General features: G+C 71.6%; 17 protein-coding genes. 13 read left to right on the top strand and 4 right to left on the bottom strand.

Features of this window, described 5'->3' with window-relative positions; all coding sequences use genetic code 11:
• Window positions 1-64: 64 nt before the first annotated feature.
• On the bottom strand, window positions 65-577 hold the full coding sequence (locus QRX60_RS51310) for a DUF899 family protein (RefSeq protein WP_285998710.1): 513 nt from the start codon (window positions 575-577) through the stop codon (window positions 65-67).
• Window positions 578-754: 177 nt separating this feature from the next.
• Between QRX60_RS51310 and QRX60_RS51305 the strand changes: the two genes are divergently transcribed.
• Window positions 755-1,375 (top strand): L-threonylcarbamoyladenylate synthase, encoded by a 621-nt coding sequence (locus QRX60_RS51305; protein ID WP_285998709.1) that lies wholly within the window; start codon window positions 755-757, stop codon window positions 1,373-1,375.
• Window positions 1,376-1,381: 6 nt separating this feature from the next.
• Here the strand turns inward: QRX60_RS51305 and QRX60_RS51300 are convergent, their stop codons facing one another.
• A complete protein-coding gene (locus QRX60_RS51300; protein ID WP_285998708.1) occupies window positions 1,382-2,050 on the bottom strand; it encodes a maleylpyruvate isomerase family mycothiol-dependent enzyme in 669 nt (222 codons plus the stop codon).
• 154 nt (window positions 2,051-2,204) lie between these two features.
• Here QRX60_RS51300 and QRX60_RS51295 point away from each other — a divergent pair, with 154 nt between their 5' ends.
• Entirely contained in the window at window positions 2,205-2,588 is a 384-nt protein-coding gene (locus QRX60_RS51295; RefSeq protein WP_285998707.1) for a YciI family protein, read from the top strand.
• A 1-nt stretch (window position 2,589) separates the two neighbouring features.
• Entirely contained in the window at window positions 2,590-3,861 is a 1,272-nt protein-coding gene (locus QRX60_RS51290) for an RNA polymerase sigma factor (RefSeq protein ID WP_285998706.1), read from the top strand.
• 38 nt (window positions 3,862-3,899) lie between these two features.
• Here the strand turns inward: QRX60_RS51290 and QRX60_RS51285 are convergent, their stop codons facing one another.
• Both QRX60_RS51285 and QRX60_RS51280 read right to left on the bottom strand, forming a co-directional pair.
• On the bottom strand, window positions 3,900-4,598 hold the full coding sequence (locus QRX60_RS51285) for a winged helix-turn-helix transcriptional regulator (RefSeq protein ID WP_285998705.1): 699 nt from the start codon (window positions 4,596-4,598) through the stop codon (window positions 3,900-3,902).
• Window positions 4,599-4,665: 67 nt separating this feature from the next.
• Window positions 4,666-5,472, bottom strand: coding sequence for an AfsR/SARP family transcriptional regulator (locus QRX60_RS51280; protein ID WP_285998704.1), 807 nt, complete (start codon window positions 5,470-5,472; stop codon window positions 4,666-4,668).
• Between the two features lie 485 nt (window positions 5,473-5,957).
• On the opposite strand from QRX60_RS51280, the gene QRX60_RS51275 reads away from it, so the two are divergent.
• From QRX60_RS51275 to QRX60_RS51230, 10 genes are all read left to right on the top strand, one after another.
• Entirely contained in the window at window positions 5,958-6,863 is a 906-nt protein-coding gene (locus QRX60_RS51275) for a helix-turn-helix transcriptional regulator (RefSeq protein ID WP_408630195.1), read from the top strand.
• Between the two features lie 127 nt (window positions 6,864-6,990).
• Window positions 6,991-7,986 (top strand): DUF1702 family protein, encoded by a 996-nt coding sequence (locus QRX60_RS51270; protein WP_285998702.1) that lies wholly within the window; start codon window positions 6,991-6,993, stop codon window positions 7,984-7,986.
• 109 nt (window positions 7,987-8,095) lie between these two features.
• Window positions 8,096-9,079: a DUF1702 family protein gene (locus QRX60_RS51265; protein ID WP_285998701.1), complete on the top strand. Its 984-nt coding sequence runs from the start codon at window positions 8,096-8,098 to the stop codon at window positions 9,077-9,079.
• A complete protein-coding gene (locus tag QRX60_RS51260) occupies window positions 9,076-11,049 on the top strand; it encodes a CRTAC1 family protein (protein ID WP_285998700.1) in 1,974 nt (657 codons plus the stop codon). Before QRX60_RS51265 ends, QRX60_RS51260 begins: the two co-directional genes overlap by 4 nt.
• A 4-nt stretch (window positions 11,050-11,053) precedes the next feature.
• Entirely contained in the window at window positions 11,054-12,064 is a 1,011-nt protein-coding gene (locus tag QRX60_RS51255) for an enediyne biosynthesis protein (protein ID WP_285998699.1), read from the top strand.
• Window positions 12,061-13,446 (top strand): cytochrome P450, encoded by a 1,386-nt coding sequence (locus QRX60_RS51250; protein ID WP_285998698.1) that lies wholly within the window; start codon window positions 12,061-12,063, stop codon window positions 13,444-13,446. Before QRX60_RS51255 ends, QRX60_RS51250 begins: the two co-directional genes overlap by 4 nt.
• Window positions 13,447-13,480: 34 nt before the next feature.
• The gene (locus QRX60_RS51245) at window positions 13,481-14,050 is read left to right on the top strand and encodes a DUF5987 family protein (protein ID WP_285998697.1); all 570 of its coding nucleotides are present in this window, start codon (window positions 13,481-13,483) and stop codon (window positions 14,048-14,050) included.
• Window positions 14,047-15,699, top strand: coding sequence for a GMC family oxidoreductase N-terminal domain-containing protein (locus QRX60_RS51240; RefSeq protein ID WP_285998696.1), 1,653 nt, complete (start codon window positions 14,047-14,049; stop codon window positions 15,697-15,699). Before QRX60_RS51245 ends, QRX60_RS51240 begins: the two co-directional genes overlap by 4 nt.
• Window positions 15,700-15,991: 292 nt before the next feature.
• Window positions 15,992-17,062 (top strand): carboxymuconolactone decarboxylase family protein, encoded by a 1,071-nt coding sequence (locus QRX60_RS51235; RefSeq protein WP_285998695.1) that lies wholly within the window; start codon window positions 15,992-15,994, stop codon window positions 17,060-17,062.
• A gap of 196 nt (window positions 17,063-17,258) precedes the next feature.
• Window positions 17,259-18,056 (top strand): TIGR03084 family metal-binding protein, encoded by a 798-nt coding sequence (locus QRX60_RS51230; protein ID WP_285998694.1) that lies wholly within the window; start codon window positions 17,259-17,261, stop codon window positions 18,054-18,056.
• The last annotated feature ends 251 nt before the right edge of the window (window positions 18,057-18,307 follow it).

Below are 18,307 nucleotides of genomic sequence, written 5' to 3'. Positions count from 1 at the left end.
AAGACGTGGCGAACGGGCGCGAGTTGCCCGGGACGACAGCACGGGACCTGGGAGTACGCCGCGCTCAGCGGCGGCCGGTGCCGGGGCGCAGGCGGTCCGGGACGCCGAGCAAGCCCAGGAAGTCCAGCCGGGACAAGGCGACCGACCCGGTGTGCAGCACCGAACCGCGGTCCTGCCCGAAGAAGCTGAGCCCCGCTTCGTCGTCGTCGAAGAATTCGGCGCCCGCCGCTTCGGAAAGGCGCCGGGCGGCCGGGAAGTCGGCGGTGAACGCGCGGCCCGCCGAGTAGGTGCGCAGGTCCCGGCCGAAGTGCCGCCGATACCGCTCGAGCTTGGCGTAGGGGGCGCGGGAGACCAGCACCAGCCGCAGGTCCGGGTCGTGCAGCGCGGCGGCGATGTCCGCGACCGGCACGACATCGAAGGGGCCGCTGTGGTCGGCCATCGCGTGGTGCACCGCGAGCCGCGGGCGTCCGTCGAAGAGGTCGGCCAGCGAAATCCGGCCCTGCGGGCCCTCGAACAGGTACTTCGCCGCGGTGACGCCCCGGGGCCGGTCCAGCTCCGGCACGGTCAGCTTCGTCATGGCACGCCCTCCCTGGTGTGGTCCCCGTTCGGAGTGTCGCGCGGGGGCCCGGGCCGGCCCAGCGTTCGGGCCGGGAACCGCAAGCTGGGAGACGCGCGGGCGGTGGCGACCGGGACGCGCCCCCCTGGACCCCCGCCGCCGTGCCCGCCGGCGGCCCGGACCCTAGGCTCTGCGGTCATGGCACGTTATTTCGACCTGCACCCGGAGAACCCGCAGCGCCGGTCGCTGGGCCAGATCGTCGAGATCCTCCGCGCCGACGGGCTGATCGCCTACCCGACCGACTCGTGCTTCGCGCTCGGGTGCCGGCCGGGCAACCGCGACGGGCTCGACCGGATCCGGACCATCCGCAAGCTGGACCACCGGCACCACTTCACGCTGGTGTGCCAGGACTTCGCCCAGCTGGGCCGGTTCGTCCACATCGACAACGCGGTGTTCCGCGCGATCAAGGCGGCCACGCCCGGCAGCTACACGTTCATCCTGCCCGCCACCAAGGAGGTGCCGCGGCGGCTGATGCACGAGAAGAAGAAGACGGTCGGCGTGCGCATCCCCGACCACCGCGTCACCCAGGCGCTGCTGGCCGAGCTGGGCGAGCCGCTGCTGTCGAGCACGCTGCTGCTGCCGGGCGAGGACGAGCCGATGACGCAGGGCTGGGAGATCAAGGAGGAGCTGGACCACCAGCTCGACGCGGTGCTGGACTCCGGCGACTGCGGGGTCGAGCCGACGACCGTCGTCGACTTCTCCTCCGGCGAACCGGAGATCCTGCGGGTCGGCGCGGGCGATCCTGCGCCGTTCGAGTGACGCCGGTCAGTTCTCCAGCAGTTCCAGCCATTCGGCGGTGTGCCCACCGCTGAACGTCAGCGCCAGGTCCTCCGCGAGGCGGCGGCCGGTCACCAGCAGGCAGAAGTCCTCGGCGGGCCCGGCGACGCGGTCGGCGGCCTCTTCGGGCCCGAAGTCCCACCGCGTCCCCGACGGCGCCCGCAGCTCGAACCGGAACGGCCCGGGCGGCGTCCGCTGGTGCCGCCGGTAGGCGCGGTCCCTGGTCCGGACGCCGTAGTAGGCGACGTGCCCGATCGCGTCGTCGCGCCGGGGGCGGACGCCGAGCGCGTCGGCGATGTCCTGGCCGCAGGCGAACAGCTCGGTCAGCGCGGCCGCGGCGAGCACCGACGGGCGCAGCGGGCCGTCGCTCCACGGCAGCTCCGGCTTCGCGGGGGCCGAGGCGAGCAGGGTGTTGGCCTTCCGCTGCTCGATCAGCCAGGTCACGATCGCCTCGTCGAGCGAGTCGTAGGAGATCTGCGGGGTGACGCCGAAGGCGCCCGGGTTCTCGGCGCTGAGCCGGACCAGCCGCGCGGTCGACGTCAGCCGGGCGAAGTGCCCGGTGAGGTCGGGGCCGGGGCCCGGGCCGCGCCCGTGGCGCTCGGCCAGCTCGGCCAGCGCCTCGGTCTCGGTCTGCAGGTCCGTGAACACGTCGGCCATCGGTGCCAACCTCCTGGGTCCGGGTAACCGGGACTGCCCGGGGGTCCAGGCTGGCAGGCGGGCCCGCGGCGGCTCCACTCCGCGCTTGCGACGTGGCGCCCCCCGGCGGTGCGCGGTCGGCTATGTTCGTGCCACCGACGATGGGAGCGCGGGCGTGAAGTACCTGCTGGCGATGTACCTGAACCCCGACGTGATGGCGAGCCTGTCCCAGCAGGACATGGACGCCATCATGAGCGGGCACCAGGACTTCATCCGCACGATCAGGGAGTCCGGCGAGATGATCGGCACTCAGGCGCTCGCGCCGGTCGCCGACAGCACCGTCGTGCGGGTGCGCGGGGGACTGCCGGCGGTCACCGACGGCCCGTTCCTGGAGTCGAAGGAGTTCCTGGCCGGCTACTACCTCGTGGACTGCGCGAGCAAGGAGCGCGCCGTCGAGCTCGCCGCGATGATCCCGGACGCCGCCATCGACGGCCTGGCCGTCGAGGTACGCGAGATCGTCTTCTTCGCCGACGCCGAATCCGAGATCCCCGGTTCGTGAGGTGACCGCCTCCGCCCCGGTCGCCGAGCTCCTGCGCCCGCTGGCCCCGCAGGTGCTGGGCGTGCTGGTGCGCCGGTACGGCCAGTTCGACGCGTGCGAGGACGCCGTCCAGGAGGCCCTGCTGGCGGCGAGCGAGCAGTGGCCGGCCGAAGGCGTCCCGGGCAACCCGCGCAGCTGGCTGGTCACGGTCGCCACCCGGCGGCTGACCGACCACTGGCGCAGCGAGAGCGCGCGGCGGCGGCGCGAGGAGTCGGTCGCCGTGCGGGAGCCGGCGAGCTCCGCGGTCGTCCCCGGTCCCGGCGAGGAGCAGCCCGCCGGCGAGGACGACACGCTGAAGCTGCTGTTCTTGTGCTGCCACCCCGCGGTGTCGCCGCCTTCGCAGGTCGCGCTGACGCTGCGCGCGGTCGGCGGCCTCACCACGGCGCAGATCGCGAGCGCGTTCCTGGTGCCCGAGGCGACGATGACGCGGCGCATCACCCGCGCCAAGGAGAGCATCGCCGCCGCGGGGTCGACGTTCAGCGAGCCCTCGCCGGACGACTTCGGGGACCGGCTGAGCGTCGTCCTGCAGGTGCTGTACCTGATCTTCAACGAGGGGTACGCGGCGACGTCGGGGGAGAACCTCGTGCGCGCCGAACTGGCCACGGAGGCCATCCGGCTGACCCGCGCGGTGCACGCGCTCACCCCGGGGGAGGGCGAGGTCGCGGGCCTGCTGGCGCTGATGCTCCTGACCGACGCCCGCCGCGCGGCACGCACGGGGCCGGACGGCGAGCTGGTGCCGCTGCAGGACCAGGACCGCGGCCGCTGGGACGCGGCGATGATCGCCGAGGGCGAGGCGCTGGTGGACGCGACGCTGGGCCACGCGGCGCTCGGGCCGTACCAGGTCCAGGCGGCCATCGCGGCCCTGCACGCCACCGCGCCGAGCACGGAAGAGACCGACTGGCCGCAGATCGTCGAGCTGTACCACGTGCTGCGGGCACTGATGCCGAGCCCGGTCGTCACGATCAACCACGCGGTGGCGGTGGCCCAGGCCTCGGGCCCGGCCCGCGGGCTGGAGCTGCTGGACACGGTCGACGCGAAGCTCGACGTCGGCCGCCGGCTGGATGCGGTCCGCGCGCACCTGCTGGAGCTGGCGGGCGACCTGCCGGGCGCGCGCGAGCACTACCTGCGGGCCGCGCGGCGGACGGCGAGCCTGCCCGAGCGGCGGTACCTGATGAACCGGGCGGGCCGGATCGCGCCGGGAACGGAACCCATGCACCACCGAGGTCGTGAGTGAGAAACAGGGTTCCCACCCTGTTTCTCACTCACGACCGGTCAGCGGACCACGATGCCCGAGGGGGGTTCCGGGGCCGCCGGGACGTGGAACAGGCGGACCATCAGCTCGAGGTCGGCCAGGTCACCCTCGATCGCCAGCTTGCCGGTGCGGACCGCTTCCGCCGCGGACACCTGCCCGCTCATCAGGTCCAGCATCGCCGCGCCGCTCGTGGCCTTGACCACCAGGTCCGCGCCGGCGAAGCGGCCTTCGCCGACCTTGACCGCGCCGTCCTCGATCAGTGCGTGGACGATCATCCGGTCGTCGTACCGGATTTCGTAGGTGATCTGCACGCCCTCGGCCACCTCGGCGCGGAACGTCGTGTACAGCGAGAGGATCGCCGAGTCCAGGGTGAACACGTCGTCCGGGCCCGGCTGGTGCAGCGAACGGGCGCCCCACAGCCCGAGGTCGAGCAGGATGTGGTCGAGCTCGCTGCCGTACTGGGTCAGCTCGTAGATCAGGCCCGCGTCGAGCTCGGCACGGACGCGACGGCGGAGCACGCCGGTCGCCTCGAGCTCGTTGAGCCGGGCCGACAGGATGGATGGCGGGATCTTGGGCAGGCCGGCCTGCAGCTCGTCGTAGCGCTTCGGGCCGAGTACCAGGTCACGGACGATCAGCAGTGACCAGCGCTCGCCGATGATCTCGAGAGCGCGGGCGAGGCCGCAGAACTGGCCATAGGCGCGGGTGATGGGAGCGGGCATCGGACTTTCCTCAATTCTTTCTCGGGCGGGGCGATGAGTTTGCGGCCGGAACCGGGGAAGCGGTCGATCAGCGGTGGTCCCCTTCGGAGATCAGCTCGCGGAGCAGCACCTGCAGGTCGTCACACGGTTCGACGCCCAGTTCGCCGGCCAGCCGCGACCGGAGCCTGCGGTAGACGGCCATCGCGTCGGAGCGCCGCCCGCTGCGGCCGAGCACGCGCATCAGCTGGCCGTGCAGGGCTTCGTCGAGCGGGCTGCCGGTGGCCAGCGAGCGCAGCTCGCCGATCAACTCGCGGTGCTTGCCGCTGGTGATCTCGGCTTCGATCCGCAGGTGCAGGACGCTGCGGCGCTGTTCCAGCAGCTCGGTGCGGTAGGCGGACAAAACGGGTCCACAGTGGACGTTCGCGAGCGGCGGCCCGGACCAGAGGTCGAGCGCCGCGCGGTAGGCGTCGGCGGCCGCGGCGTGGTCGCCGGCGTCCTGGAGCTCGTGGCCCCGCTGCTGCAGCCGGACGAACCGATAGGTGTCCACTTGGGACGGATCGATGGCGAAGGTGTAGCCGGACTGCCTGGTGGACAGCATCTTCTCACCGTCGGCGGCCAGCCGGTTCTGGTCGATGCACCGGCGCAGGTGGTAGACGTAGGTGTGCAGCGTCGTCCGCACCGTCCGGGGTGGGTTGTCCGACCACAGCTCCCGGATGAGGGTGTCGATGTGTACCATCTTGCCCGGGCGCATCACCAGCACGGCGAGCAGCTGCAGGACCTTCGGCGTGGTCGGCGCGTAATCCACCCCGGCACGCAGCACTTCCAGCGGGCCCAGGACGGTGAACGTCACGCCACCGTCGTCCGGCGCTTCCGTGGGCGGCAGTTCGGAGTACATGGCAGGCCTCCAGCGTCATCAATGCGTCCTCGCGCTCCCCAGTCGTGCCGCGCGGGTCGGGGGACGGCCGACTCCGGGCTTCTATCCGAATGTGACAGAGCGTCCCTCCGGCGACCAGTGAGTCGCCCACCAGAGTCAACGTGCGTTTGCCCCGTGGCCCCGTGCGTTCCGCAGGTTCGCTTCGTGCGTTCCGCATGGTCCGCCATCCGGCCCAACCTGGGCCTGAGCGCCCGGCGGCGTCGCTGGAACGGACCAGGCGGGGGCGCGGCGGGACCGCCGCGGATCACGTGGGCGGGTGTCCGGCACGCCGTCGCCGTGCGTTTCGCATGGACTGTCCGGTGTGGATCGCCCGTGGCCGCGACGGGGTGGCCCGATCGGGTGCGTTTCGCCCGGGATCCCTCCATCGCTCGTCGATCGTCCTGCAAGGCCCGGCGTCTTCCCTGGCAGCAGGAGAACTGCCATCAGGGGAATTCGAGGTTGGACGGATGATGTTGCGGTCTATTGCGGCTGTCGGATACGACAGCGAGTTCGACGATCCGCCCCGGGTGCCTGCCCTCGAGCGGGTCGAGAAGTCGGTCCGGCCCGCCGTGCTGCAGGCGATCTCGTCGATCCAGGAGCGGTACTTCGAGCCGATCACGCTCGCGGAGCTGGCGTCCGAGGTGTTCGTCAGCCGGTTCCACTTCTCCCGGATGTTCGCCGACGCCACCGGGGTGACACCCGGCCGGTTCCTCACCGCCGTGCGCCTGTTCGAGGCGAAGCGGCTGCTGCTGACGACGTCGCTGAACGTCTCCGACATCGTGTGCAGTGTCGGCTACAGCAGCGTCGGCACGTTCACCAGCCGGTTCTCGCGCGCGGTCGGGATGACGCCGACGCAGTACCGGGAACCGCAGGTCGCCGAGCTGCTCGTGGCGATCTCGCCGACGTTCCAGCGGCTTCCGCCGCTGCGCACGCTGCGCGCGGCCGGCCGCAGCTGCGCCTCCCTGCAGAACGGCACCGGCGTGCTGTCGATGCAGCTGGACATGCCGCGCGGCTCCGCGCCCGCGGACACCCTCGTCGGGCTCTTCGCCGACACGGTGCCGCAGTGCGGCCCGGTCGCCTTCGGCGGCATGGCCAACATGAGCTCCGGTGAGCTGACCATCCACGGCGTGCCCGCGGGGCGGTGGACGGCGATCGCCGTCGCGCAGCACCAGCCCGGCGCGGCCGGGCCGCGGTTCTCGATCGGCTACTCGGGCGTGACCGTGGCGCCCCACGGCCCGTCCACCGCCCGGATGGGCCTGCGCGCGCCGGCCCCGACCGACGCGCCGATCGCGATCACGCTGGCGTCGAAGCAGTCGCCGTTCACCCAGCGCATGCTCGCCGCCCAGCGCCCGCACCTGCGCGCAGCCGCCTGATCCCCCGCGAGTTGCCGATCCGACCAAGGCAGGCCGCCCCCGAGTGGCACGCAACCGTCACCACGCGGCTGCCGGCCGTGACTGCGGCCGGATCGGCAACCACGTCACAGTAAGGACGACCACGACGATGTCCACCGTAATCGGAGTGCTCCGCAAGCGTTTCCTCGCTCCGCCGCTCGCCTCCGTCGGGTTCGCCGAGCGCGGATTCCCGGTCACCCACACCGACGCGACGGCCCGGCTGGAGGCGGTGCCGCAGGCGGTCGTGTGCGGGTTCGAATGGGCCATCGAAGGCGCGTCGCTGTGGGAGATCGAGCGCCGGCTGGCGCTGATCGAGCCCGAGCAGCGCGGGTTCGCCTACGAGGGCGCGACGATGGGCTACACGATCCTCGACGCCATGCCGGGTGGCGGCCGCGACCGCACCCGCGCGCTGCTGGAAGGGCCGGGTCGCCCGCACATCTTCCTGACCTACATCGGGATCGGCTTCGCGATGGCGCGGCTGCCGCGTCCACTGTGGAAGAACATCCTGCCCGAGCTGTCCGGGGTGGCCTACCACCCGGTGATGAGCTGGCTGGCCGTCGACGGCTTCGGCTTCGACCGCGCCTACTTCGACACGAAGAAGTGGGTCGACGAGCAGGCCGAGCCGCAGCCCTACCCGTGGGCGGGGCGCCCGGAGTACTTCGGCCGGGCGTTCGACCAGGGGGTCGGGCGGGCGCTGTGGTTCATCAACGGCGGGGACCCGGACGCCGTCGCCGAGGCGGTCGTGCGCTTCGCCGAGCACCGTCGCGCGGACCTGTGGAGCGGGGTCGGGCTGGCCGCGACCTTCGCCGGAGGCAGTGACCAGCGCGGGCTGGGCCGGTTGCGCCGGGCGGCCGGGGAGCACTACGACGAACTCGCGCTGGGCGTGGTGTTCGCGGTGAAGGCGCGGACGTACTCCTCGTACGTGCCCGCCCACACCCACCTCGCGGCCGGGGTGCTCACCGACCTGTCCGTGCAGGGCGCGCAGGACCTCGCGGACCGCACCGAACAGGCCGACGGCGACGACGGGCCGCAGCCGCCCTACGAGCTGTGGCGGCAGCGGATCCGCGCGGAATTCGACCCGGCGGCCCGGCGGCTGGCGGGCTGAAGAAGCCGCGGGGTGATCGCGGGCAACCGTGGAGTAGAGCGCTGACCAGCGAATCTGTGACCGTAGAAGCAAAGAACCGAACCTGGTCGACCCTAAGGGGGAGAGTGCGTTGGGCAATGGTTGGCGAACGCTCAGGCGCCGCGTCCTGACACCCGATGTCTCGGAGACGTCGCTGGAGAAGCGGGGCTTCCACCGGAAGAGCCCAGCCGCTCAGGAACGACTCGAGACGATCGGGGAGAAATTCCTCCTCGGGTACGCGCACGCGGTCGAAGCGCGTTCGGCCGAGCAAGCCGAGGAATGGCTCGAGCGCATTCCTCCGCAGTACCGCGGCTTCGCCTACGAAGGCGCGGGAATGGGGTACGGCGTCCTCGACGGGCTGCCGTTCGGCAAGAGCACGAACATCGCCGAGTTCCTGGCCGGCCCCGGTGAGAAGCACGACTACATCATCTACGTCGGGGTCGGCTGGGCGATGGCCCGGCTCCCGCGGTTCGCGTGGCCGAAGGCGTCGGCGTTCGACCCGCTCCTGCGCTGGCTCGTGCTCGACGGCTACGGCTTCCACCAGGCGTACTTCAAGACCGGCAAGTACATCCGGCAGCAGCACCAGGATCGGAACTTCTCCTGGCCGGACCGGCGCTACGACGGTTACGCGCTGCGGGCCATCGACCAAGGCATCGGCCGGGCTCTGTGGTTCATCTGCGGCACCGACGTCGCCTTGGTGACCAAAACGATCGAGGAGTTCCCCGAGTCGCGCCACGGCGACCTGTACGCGGGGGTCGGGCTGGCCTCGACCTACGCGTGCGGCGTCACCGCCGACGAGCTGGCGGAACTGGTCGACCGAGCCGGGATCCACCACGGACCGCTGGCGCAGGGAAGCGCCTTCGCCGCCGAGTGCCGGGTGCGCTCGGGCCTGATGATCCCGGAGACCGAGATGGCGGCCCAGGCGATCTGCGGCCTGTCCGCCGAGCGGGCCGCGGCGATCACCCAGGAGGTCCGTCCGGCCGTCGTCGTCGACGGCGACGACGTCCCGGCCTTCGAACACTGGCGGCAGCGGATCGCCGAAGAAGTGCTGACCCACGGAGGTAAGAAGAAATGACCGCGACCTTCGGCTGGCTGCGCAAGCAGCTGGCGGGCATCGTGGCGCTGGTGCTGATCCTCGGCCTCTACACGGTCGCGCAGCTGCCCCGCGTCTCGGCCGCCGAACAGGACTCGATGGCGAGCCAGTTCCACTTCACCCCGATGACGATCGCGCTGCCCGCGGCCAAGAAGTCGCAGTCGATCCGGACGGTGAACAAGGAGTACGAGCACATCGCCGCCTGGATCTCCTCGGTCGGCGCCGCGATCGCGCTCAACGACATCAGCGGCAGCGGCAAGGCCAACGACCTGTGCCTGGTCGACCCGCGCAGCGACCAGGTCGTCATCACGCCGGCGCCGGACTCGGGCCCGCGCTACGCGCCGTTCGCGCTCGACCCCGCGCCGGCGCTGCCGACGTGGGACTACATGGCGCCGATGGGCTGCGTCCCCGGTGACTTCAACGAAGACGGCCGCACCGACATCCTGGCCTACTACTGGGGCCGCACGCCGGTCCTGTTCCTGCAGAAGGCCAACGCCACGAAGTTCGACGCCTCGGCGTTCCAGCCGACCGAGCTGGTGCCGGGCAACCACCGCGGCACGGACGGCAAGTACAGCGGTCCGCTGTGGAACACCGACTCCGTCACCATCGGCGACTTCGACGGCGACGGGCACGTCGACGTCTTCGTCGGCAACTACTTCCCGGACAGCAAGGTCCTGGACCCGAACGCCGACGGCGGCATCACGCTGAACCAGTCGATGTCGCACGCGACGAACTCGGGCGGCAAGTTCATCTTCCGCTGGACCGGTGCCACGGCCGGGGCGAACCCGAGCGCCCAGTTCGTCGACGCCTCCCAGGGCATCCCGGAGAGCGCGCGCCTCGGCTGGACGCTGGCCTCCAGCGCGACCGACGTCGACGGCGACAGCCTGCCGGAGCTCTACATCGCCAACGACTTCGGGCACGACCACTTCCTGTACAACAAGTCCTCGCCGGGGCACATCGAGTTCGGCGAGGTCACCGGGGTCCGCGGCATCACGGACCCGAAGTCGAAGGTGCTGGGCCACGACTCCTTCAAGGGGATGGGCGTCGACTTCGGCGACCTGAACCACGACGGCCTCTACGACCTGTTCGTCAGCAACATCACCACCTCGTGGGGCATCGAAGAGTCGAACTTCCAGTTCATGAACACCGCGAAGAACGCCCAGGACCTGCGCAGCCAGCTGAACGACGGCGTCGCGCCGTTCGAGGACGAAAGCGGCTCGGACGGCACGGCCTGGTCCGGCTGGGGCTGGGACGTCAAGATCCAGGACTTCAACAACAGCGGCGAGAACCAGATCGCGCAGGCGACCGGGTTCGTCAAGGGCCAGGTCAACCGCTGGCCGAACCTGCAGGAGCTGGCCACGGCCAACGACGGCCTGCTGTCCAACCCGTTCTGGTGGCCGAACGCCCGCGCCGGGGACGACATCGGTGGCGACCAGACGTTCCACTTCTTCGTGAAGAGCCCGGGCGGCCGCTACACCGACCTCGGCCCGCAGCTGGGCCTGGCGGTGCCGATCCCGACCCGCGGGATCGCCGTCGGCGACACCGACGGGGACGGCCTGCCCGAGTTCGCGGTGGCGCGGCAGTGGGAGCAGCCGATCTTCTACCACAACGACAGCCCGAACCCCGGCAAGTACCTGCAGCTGAAGCTGACCACCGACGCCCCGGTGGCGCCCGGCCCGCTGCCCGCGGCCGGCGTGCCCGCGATCGGCGCCCAGGTCACCGTGACGACCGCGGACGGCAAGAAGTACCTCGGCCGGGTCGACGGCAGCAGCGGGGAGGCCGGCCGGCGCAGCTTCGACGTCCAGATCGGCCTCGGGCACGACGTCAGCGGCCCGCTCGACGTGCACCTGCAGTGGCGGGACCGGACCGGGCAGCTGCGGACGCAGGACCTGAAGCTCGAACCCGGCTGCCACATGTACCAGCTCGGCACCACGGCCAAGGAAGAGATGTGACGGCATGGCCACCCCGACCCTGACCACAGTGGACACCGCACCACCGAAACGGACGAACAAGGTCGTCACCGCGCTGAAGCGGTTCGCGATGTCGATCACGATCTTCAACATCATCGGCTACACGATCCTCGGTTTCGAGCAGCCGTGGCTGTACCCGTTCGTCGCGCTGGCGACGGCGTACACCACGGAGATCCTGCTCGAGATCATCAACGCCAAGGTGACCCGGCGGACCGTCCGGTTCAAGGGCAACGGTTTCAAGGGGCTCATGGAGTTCCTGCTGCCGGCACACATCACCGGTCTCGCGCTGAACATGCTGACCTACGTCAACGACCGGATCCTCGTGATGATCTTCGGGGTGGTCGTGGCGGTCGGCGCCAAATGGATCCTGCAGGCGCCGGTGTACGGCCGCATGCGGCACTACATGAACCCGTCGAACTTCGGCATCACGATCATCCTGCTGTTCTTCCCGTGGGCCAGCATCGCCCCGCCGTACCACTTCAGCGAGCAGATCGCGACCTGGGGCGGCTGGCTGATCGTCGCGATCATCCTGATCTCGGGCACGGTGCTCAACGCCATGCTGACCAACCGGATGTTCCTGATCGCGGGCTGGCTGAGCTTCTTCGTGATCCAGGCCTTCGTCCGCGGCTGGCTCTTCGGCACGTCCATCCCCGGCGCGCTGGCGATGGGCACCGGGATCGCGTTCGTGCTCTACACGAACTACATGGTGACCGACCCGGGCACGTCGCCGTCGAAGAGGGGCTCGCAGTTCGCCTTCGGGGCCGGAGTTGCGCTCGCGTACGGCTTCTTCACCGCCGTGCACGTCTCGTACGGGCTGTTCCTGGCCACCGCGACCGTGTGCCTGATCCGCGGGGCCTTCCTGTGGGGCCTGCACTTCTCGAACAAGGCGCGGATCCAGTTCGAGGCGGACCAGGCCGCGCAGAAGGCGAAGCTCGAGCTCGCCCCGGCGGCGGCCGGGACCGAGGCCGGCGACGACGAGCAGCCCGTCGCGGCATGACCGGTCCGCAGCACGAAGCCCGGGCGGCGCGCACCGCGCCGCCCGGGCCGCCGCGCCGGGCGACGTTCCGGTTGTTGAAGCAGCTCTTCACCGACCGGCTCGCGCTCATGGGCGACAACGCCGAGACCTACGGCGACGTCGTCCGCATCGCCATCGGCCCCAAGGCGATGTACCTGGTGAACCACCCCGACCTGGCCAAGCACGTCCTCGCGGACAACGCGGCGAACTACCACAAGGGCATCGGCCTGCAGGAGGCCCGCCGGGCCCTCGGCGACGGCCTGCTCACCAGCGACGGCGAGACGTGGCGCCAGCAGCGGCGGACCATCCAGCCGGTGTTCCAGCCCAAGCGGATCTCGCGGCAGGCCGCGGTCGTCGCGTCCGAGGTGGACGCTTTGGTCAAGCGGCTGGCCGAGCACGACGGGCCGGTCGAGATCCTGCACGAGATGACCGGGCTGACGCTCGGCGTGCTCGGCAGGACGCTGCTCGACGCCGAGCTCGGCGGCTACGAGACGCTGGGCCACTCGTTCGAGGCCGTGCAGGACCAGGCCATGTTCGAGGCGGTCACGCTGAGCATGGTCCCGCAGTGGGTGCCGCTGAAGAAGCAGGTGGAGTTCCGGACCGCGCGCGACGACCTGCGCCGGATCGCCGACGAGCTCGTCGAGCAGCGGCTGGCGAACCCGGTCGAGAACGGCGAGGACGTGCTGTCCCGGCTGATCGCGTCCGGGTCGGAGCAGGGCGCGTCCCGCGAGCGGATGCGCGACGAGCTGATCACCCTGCTGCTGGCCGGGCACGAGACCACGGCGAGCACGCTCGGCTGGGCGTTCCACCTGATCGACGAGCACCCGGAGGTTGCCGAGCGGCTGCACACCGAAGCCGTCGAGGTGCTCGGCGACCGGCTGCCCGAGCACGAGGACCTGCGGAGGCTGACCTTCACGGTCGCGGTGGTCGAAGAGGTCATGCGGCTGTACCCGCCGGTGTGGCTGCTGCCGCGGATCGCCCAAGCCGACGACGAGATCGGCGGGTACCACGTGCCGGCCGGGTCCGACGTCGTCGTCGTGCCCTACACGCTGCACCGGCACCCGGAGTTCTGGACCGACCCGGAACGCTTCGACCCGGGCCGGTTCGACGCGGCCAACCCGGCCGGGCGGCCGCCGCGGTACGCCTACATCCCGTTCGGTGCCGGGCCGAGGTTCTGCATCGGCAACAGCCTCGGGGTGATGGAGGCGGTGTTCGTGCTCGCCATGGCGGCGCGGGACCTGGAGCTGCGCAAGGTGCCGGGCAAGGTCGTCGAACCCGAGGCGATGCTGTCGCTGCGGGTGCGCGGCGGGCTGCCGATGACCGTGCACCGCCGGGAGCGGACGCGGCGGTCCGAAGCCGCCTGAGTCTACTGTGGACATTCGACGAGGAGGTAGGCCGGTGCAACCCGAGGCCACCGAAGAAGAACGCGTCAAGAACATGACTCTCGAGGCCTATGCGGACACGATCGTGCCGGGGGAGAAGCGGTTCCCGGAGGACCGGGCGATCGCCGGGGCCGCGCCCGGCCCGGGGTCGGTGGCGGCGGGCGCGCTCGAGCTGCTGAACTTCGACGCGACCGGCGTCACGGCCGGCCTGCCCTACCTCGCGCAGTCGCTCAACGACCACGCGAAGATCTACGCGGGCGAGGTGGCACTGGAGCTCGACCACGACGTCCCGCCGTTCGTCGCGCTGCCGTACGAGCACCGCCGCGAGCTGGTGCGGCGGCTGACCACGCCCGGGCACCCGGAGAAGGACGGCTGGGTCAGCCTCGCGCTGTTCTGCAACATGGCCTACGACAGCGCCGCGCACCGGCACACCGCCGAGGCCATCCGCGACGGGCACCCCGGCCTGCTGGCTCTGGGATACCAGGCGCCGGACGCCGACGGCTTCTGGCGGTTCCCGAAGTACGGCTACGGCCGCAAGCTGGCCGAGCTCCACCCCGACACCACGCCTTCCGGGAGTCCCGCATGACGGCCATCGACAAGACCGACGTCGTCATCGTCGGCAGCGGATTCGGCGGGTCCATCCCCGCGTACCACCTCGCCGCGGGCGGAGCGAAGGTGACCGTGCTGGAGCGCGGGCCGTGGCTGGCCGCGAACGACTTCGAGCACGACTACCTGCTCGGCTCGTCCTACACCCGGGCGTTCGACTTCGTCGTCGGCGACGGGATGAGCGTCCTGGGCGGCAACTGCGTCGGCGGTGGCAGCGTGGTGTACTTCGCCGCGATGCCGCGCGCGCCACGCTTCGTCTTCGACCGCCAGGGCAGCATCGGGCGCCGGATGTGGCCTTCGGTCCTCAGCCGCGACACGCTGGAGCCGTGGTACGACCGGGTCGACGAGTCGCTCCCGGTGTCCAAACAGGACTGGACCGACGTCTCCTACGCCGGCGGGCTGTGGGCCGCGGCCTGCAACCACTCCGGGCGCACCGCGAACCCGGCGCCGGTGGCCGTGGACAACGGGACCTGCGTCAACTGCAACTTCATGATGGCCGGCTGCCGGTTCGACGCCAAGCGGTCGATGCTGACGAACTACCTGCCCGCGGCTCTGGCGCACGGTGCCGAGATCCGGCCGCTGCACGAGGTCCAGCGCCTCGAGCGGACCGAGGACGGCGGCTACCGCGTCCACTTCGACCTGATCGACGAAGAGGACTACCGGATCCACACCGGCACCGGCGTGATCGAGGCGAAGGTCGTCATCATCGCCGCGGGTGCCGGCGCGACACCGGTGATCCTGCAGCGTTCGGAGGCGACGCTCGGCACGATGCCGCACGGCGTCGGCCGGTACTTCTCCGGCAACGGCGAGCGGCTCAACACCGCGATCGTCGACGAGGACCGCGTCCGCGAGGTGCTCGGACTGTCCCGTGAGGACGGTCCGGTGTACTCCGCCAACCACATCGGCAAGGGCCCGACCGTCGCGAACTGGGACAAGCTCGACGGGTCGCTGCCGGAGTACGAGCGGTACTCGCTGGAGCAGCTGTACTTCCCGCCGGGGCTGGGCACCATCCTCGCCCAGGTGCCCGGCGGGGAGGAGCCACGGTGGTACGGGGCGCAGAAGAAGGAGATCCTCAACCAGTGGGCCAACTGGCTGACGATCTTCCTGATGACCGAGGACGACAACGAGGGCGTCTTCGGCACCCCGCCGCCCACCGGCAACGCGTACCGGATCTCCCAGCAGATGCTCGGGCGTGGCTCGCTGCGCTACGACCCGACCGAGAACACCCGGCGCGGCTGGGCGCTCGCGGACGCCGACTGCAAGGCGATCATCGAGAAGGACGGCCTGGCGAAGGTCGCGCCGTGGACCAACGACGTCGTCGGGGCGTACACCGTGCACCCGCTGGCGTCGTGCCGGATCGGGGACGACGCGGCGACGTCCGCGCTGCACCCGAACCACGAGCTGCGCAACCACCCGGGGATCTTCGTCACCGACAGCGCGTCGGTGCCGGGCGCGCTGACGGTCAACCCGGCGATGACCGTCGCCGCGCTCGCCGAGCGATCGGTCCCGGGCATCGTCCGGGCCCTGCAGGCCCGCGACGTCGACGTCAAGTACGGCGCTCCGGCGCCGGACGGCTCGATCACCGGCCGCCGTGCGGTGTCCAAACTGGACCTGGTGGCCGGCACCTGATGCACGGCTACCTGGAACTCGCGCTCCTGGGCATCTGGGAGCGCGAAGCCGGCCGGTCCGAAGCCCGGCGAAGCCGGTCGAGCACACCGGCACTCCGGCGGGGCTCGCGGAAAACGGTGCCGCGTCGCCGGCACGAAACCCGGGACTCGCGTGACCGGGGACGGATCTCACGTGATTGAAGCCGGAACTCGCGTGATCGGAGCCGTACCGCGTCCGATCACGCGAGTCACGGGTCTGATCACGCGAGTTCCGGTTTGCGGCACACGAGTTCGCTCTTTCCCGAGGAGGCACGATGGCGCCCGGACTGGTGCGGTTCGCCCTGCGGCGGACGCTGCGGGACGTGAAGTACGTCGAGGCCGTGCGGCCGAGGCGGGCGCGAGGGCTCGTGCGAGACGTCTACCGGCAGGTGGAGCGGGACTTCGGGATGCTCGCCCCGCCGGTCGCGCTGCACTCGCCCGCGCCGGACGTGCTCGCTGCCGCGTGGCTGATGCTGCGGGAGTCGCTGGTCGCGGCCGGGACGGCGAGCCGGGCCGACAAGGAGGTCGTCGCGGCCGCGGTGTCGGCGGCGAACTCTTGCCCGTACTGCGTCGAGGTGCACGGCATGGCGCTCGGCTCGCTGGGCGAGCCGGCCGCGGCGGCGGCCATCGAGGCCGGCGACGCCGGGGCCATCCCGGACCGGGACACGCGGGCCCTGGCGGCGTGGGCGCGCGGAGAAGGCCGGCTGCCCGCGGACGTGCCCGCCGGCACCGCCGCCGAGTTCACCGCCGTGGCCGTGGCGTTCCACTACCTCAACCGGCTGGTGAGCGTGTTCCTCGGCCCGTCGCCGCTGCCGGAGTCCGTTCCGCCGTCGGCACGGGCGAAAGCCAAGGCGGTACTGGGAGCCCTGCTCAAACCCGGGGCCGCGCCGCCGGCCGGGGAAGCGCTGGGCCTGCTCCCGGCGACCTCCGCCGACGGTCCGGGCTGGGCGCCCCCGGGCAGCGCCTTGGCCGACGCCTTCGCACGCGCCACGGCCGCGATCGAGCAGGTGGGGGAACGCTCGGTGCCGCCCCGGGTGCGCGACCTCGTCCGCCGGGAAGTCAAGGCCTGGGACGGGAAGCCGCCCGGGTTGAGCCGCGCCTGGGCCGAGCCGGTGCTCGCCGAGCTGCCCGGGTCCGAACGCGCGGCCGGCCGGCTGGCGCTGTTCACGGCCAAGGCGGCCTACCAGGTGGGGCCCGCCGACGCCGCCGCCGTCCGTTCGGAGGGGACAGACGATCGCGGGCTGGTGGAGCTGGTGTCGTGGGCGGCTCTCACCGCGGCCGTGGCGGCCGGTGACCGGCTGCCGCACCGCCCGCGAAGAGAAGACTTCCCAGGTCGGCGTGGGTGATGATCGAAAAGGACAGATCGCCCGCCGGAGCGCGCAGCACCGGGCCACACCGAAACCCGACCCGGTTCGCGACGCCGCCCCGGGGCGGCCCCGATCTGCCGGCCGGCGGTCGCCGCGAGGAATGGCTTCCCTTACCCCCTCCTCGCGGCGGCCGCCGGCTCACGAGAAGACGTCGTAGCGGTGAGAGGACAGACAAGTGACCGACACCACGGGCGTGATCGCCGACCTGACCGCCGAGGCCGCCGAAGTGGACGCGCTCGTCGCCGGCCTCGCCGAAGCGGAGTGGGACACCCCCACGCCGGCGCCGGGCTGGGCCGTCCGGCACCAGATCGCGCACCTCGCGTTCATCTTCCGGATCGCGGGCCTTTCGGCCGCGCAGCCGGAAGCCTTCGTGCAGCTGACGAAGTCGCTCGCCTCCGTCGGGTTCGAGCAGGCGGTCGAGGGCGCGCTGCAGGAGTTCGTCCACGACCCGGTAGAGGTGCTGCTGAGCCGCTGGCGCGCCGAGCGCGACGCGGGGATCAAGGCGCTGGCCGCCGTCCCCGGCGACCGGCTGGTGCCGTGGCTGGTGAACCCGCTGCCGCCGTACGTGCTCGCCTGCGCCGGGATGATGGAGCTGTTCGGCCACGGCCAAGACGTCGCCGACGCGCTCGGCGTGCGCCTGGAGCGCACCGACCGGATCAAGCACCTCGTGGGCTTCGCCGTCCGGGTCCGGGACTTCGGTTACGAGGCGCGAAACCTGACGCCGCCCGCGGAGGAGTTCCGGTACGAGCTCACCGCGCCTTCGGGCGCGCTCTGGACGTTCGGGCCCGCCGACGCGACCCAGCGGGTCAGCGGCAGCGCCGAGGACTTCTGCTTGCTCGTCACCCGCCGCCGGCACCGCTACGACCTCGACGTCCGGGCGAAGGGCACGCTGGCGGACCAGTGGCTCGACATCGCCCAGGCCTATCGCGGACCGGCGGGCGAGGGCCGCCGGCCCGGCCAGTTCGGCGCGTGAACAGTCCGAAGTAGACGGAGTGCCTCGTTGTCCCAGCGTGCTGACGTGCGGGCCGGGGCAGGGAGAAAGAAGAGGGTCCGCGGTGGCCGGGAGATGCTGGACCCGGCAGCCCGGCGGACCGGGCGAACCGGGCAGCGGCGCCGCGGCCCGAGGAGAAGTGACCGGACGCGGGATCCCCATCCCGCGCCGGAGGACAGCGGGGACCTGACGGTTCCGGTGATACGGGGCTCGAGAGCCAGTGGGAGTGCGGT

Source organism: Amycolatopsis mongoliensis (assembly GCF_030285665.1).
GTDB lineage: Bacteria > Actinomycetota > Actinomycetes > Mycobacteriales > Pseudonocardiaceae > Amycolatopsis > Amycolatopsis mongoliensis.
The sequence above is the reverse complement of the archived record's forward strand: the minus strand, read 5'-3'. Positions and strand labels throughout refer to the sequence as shown.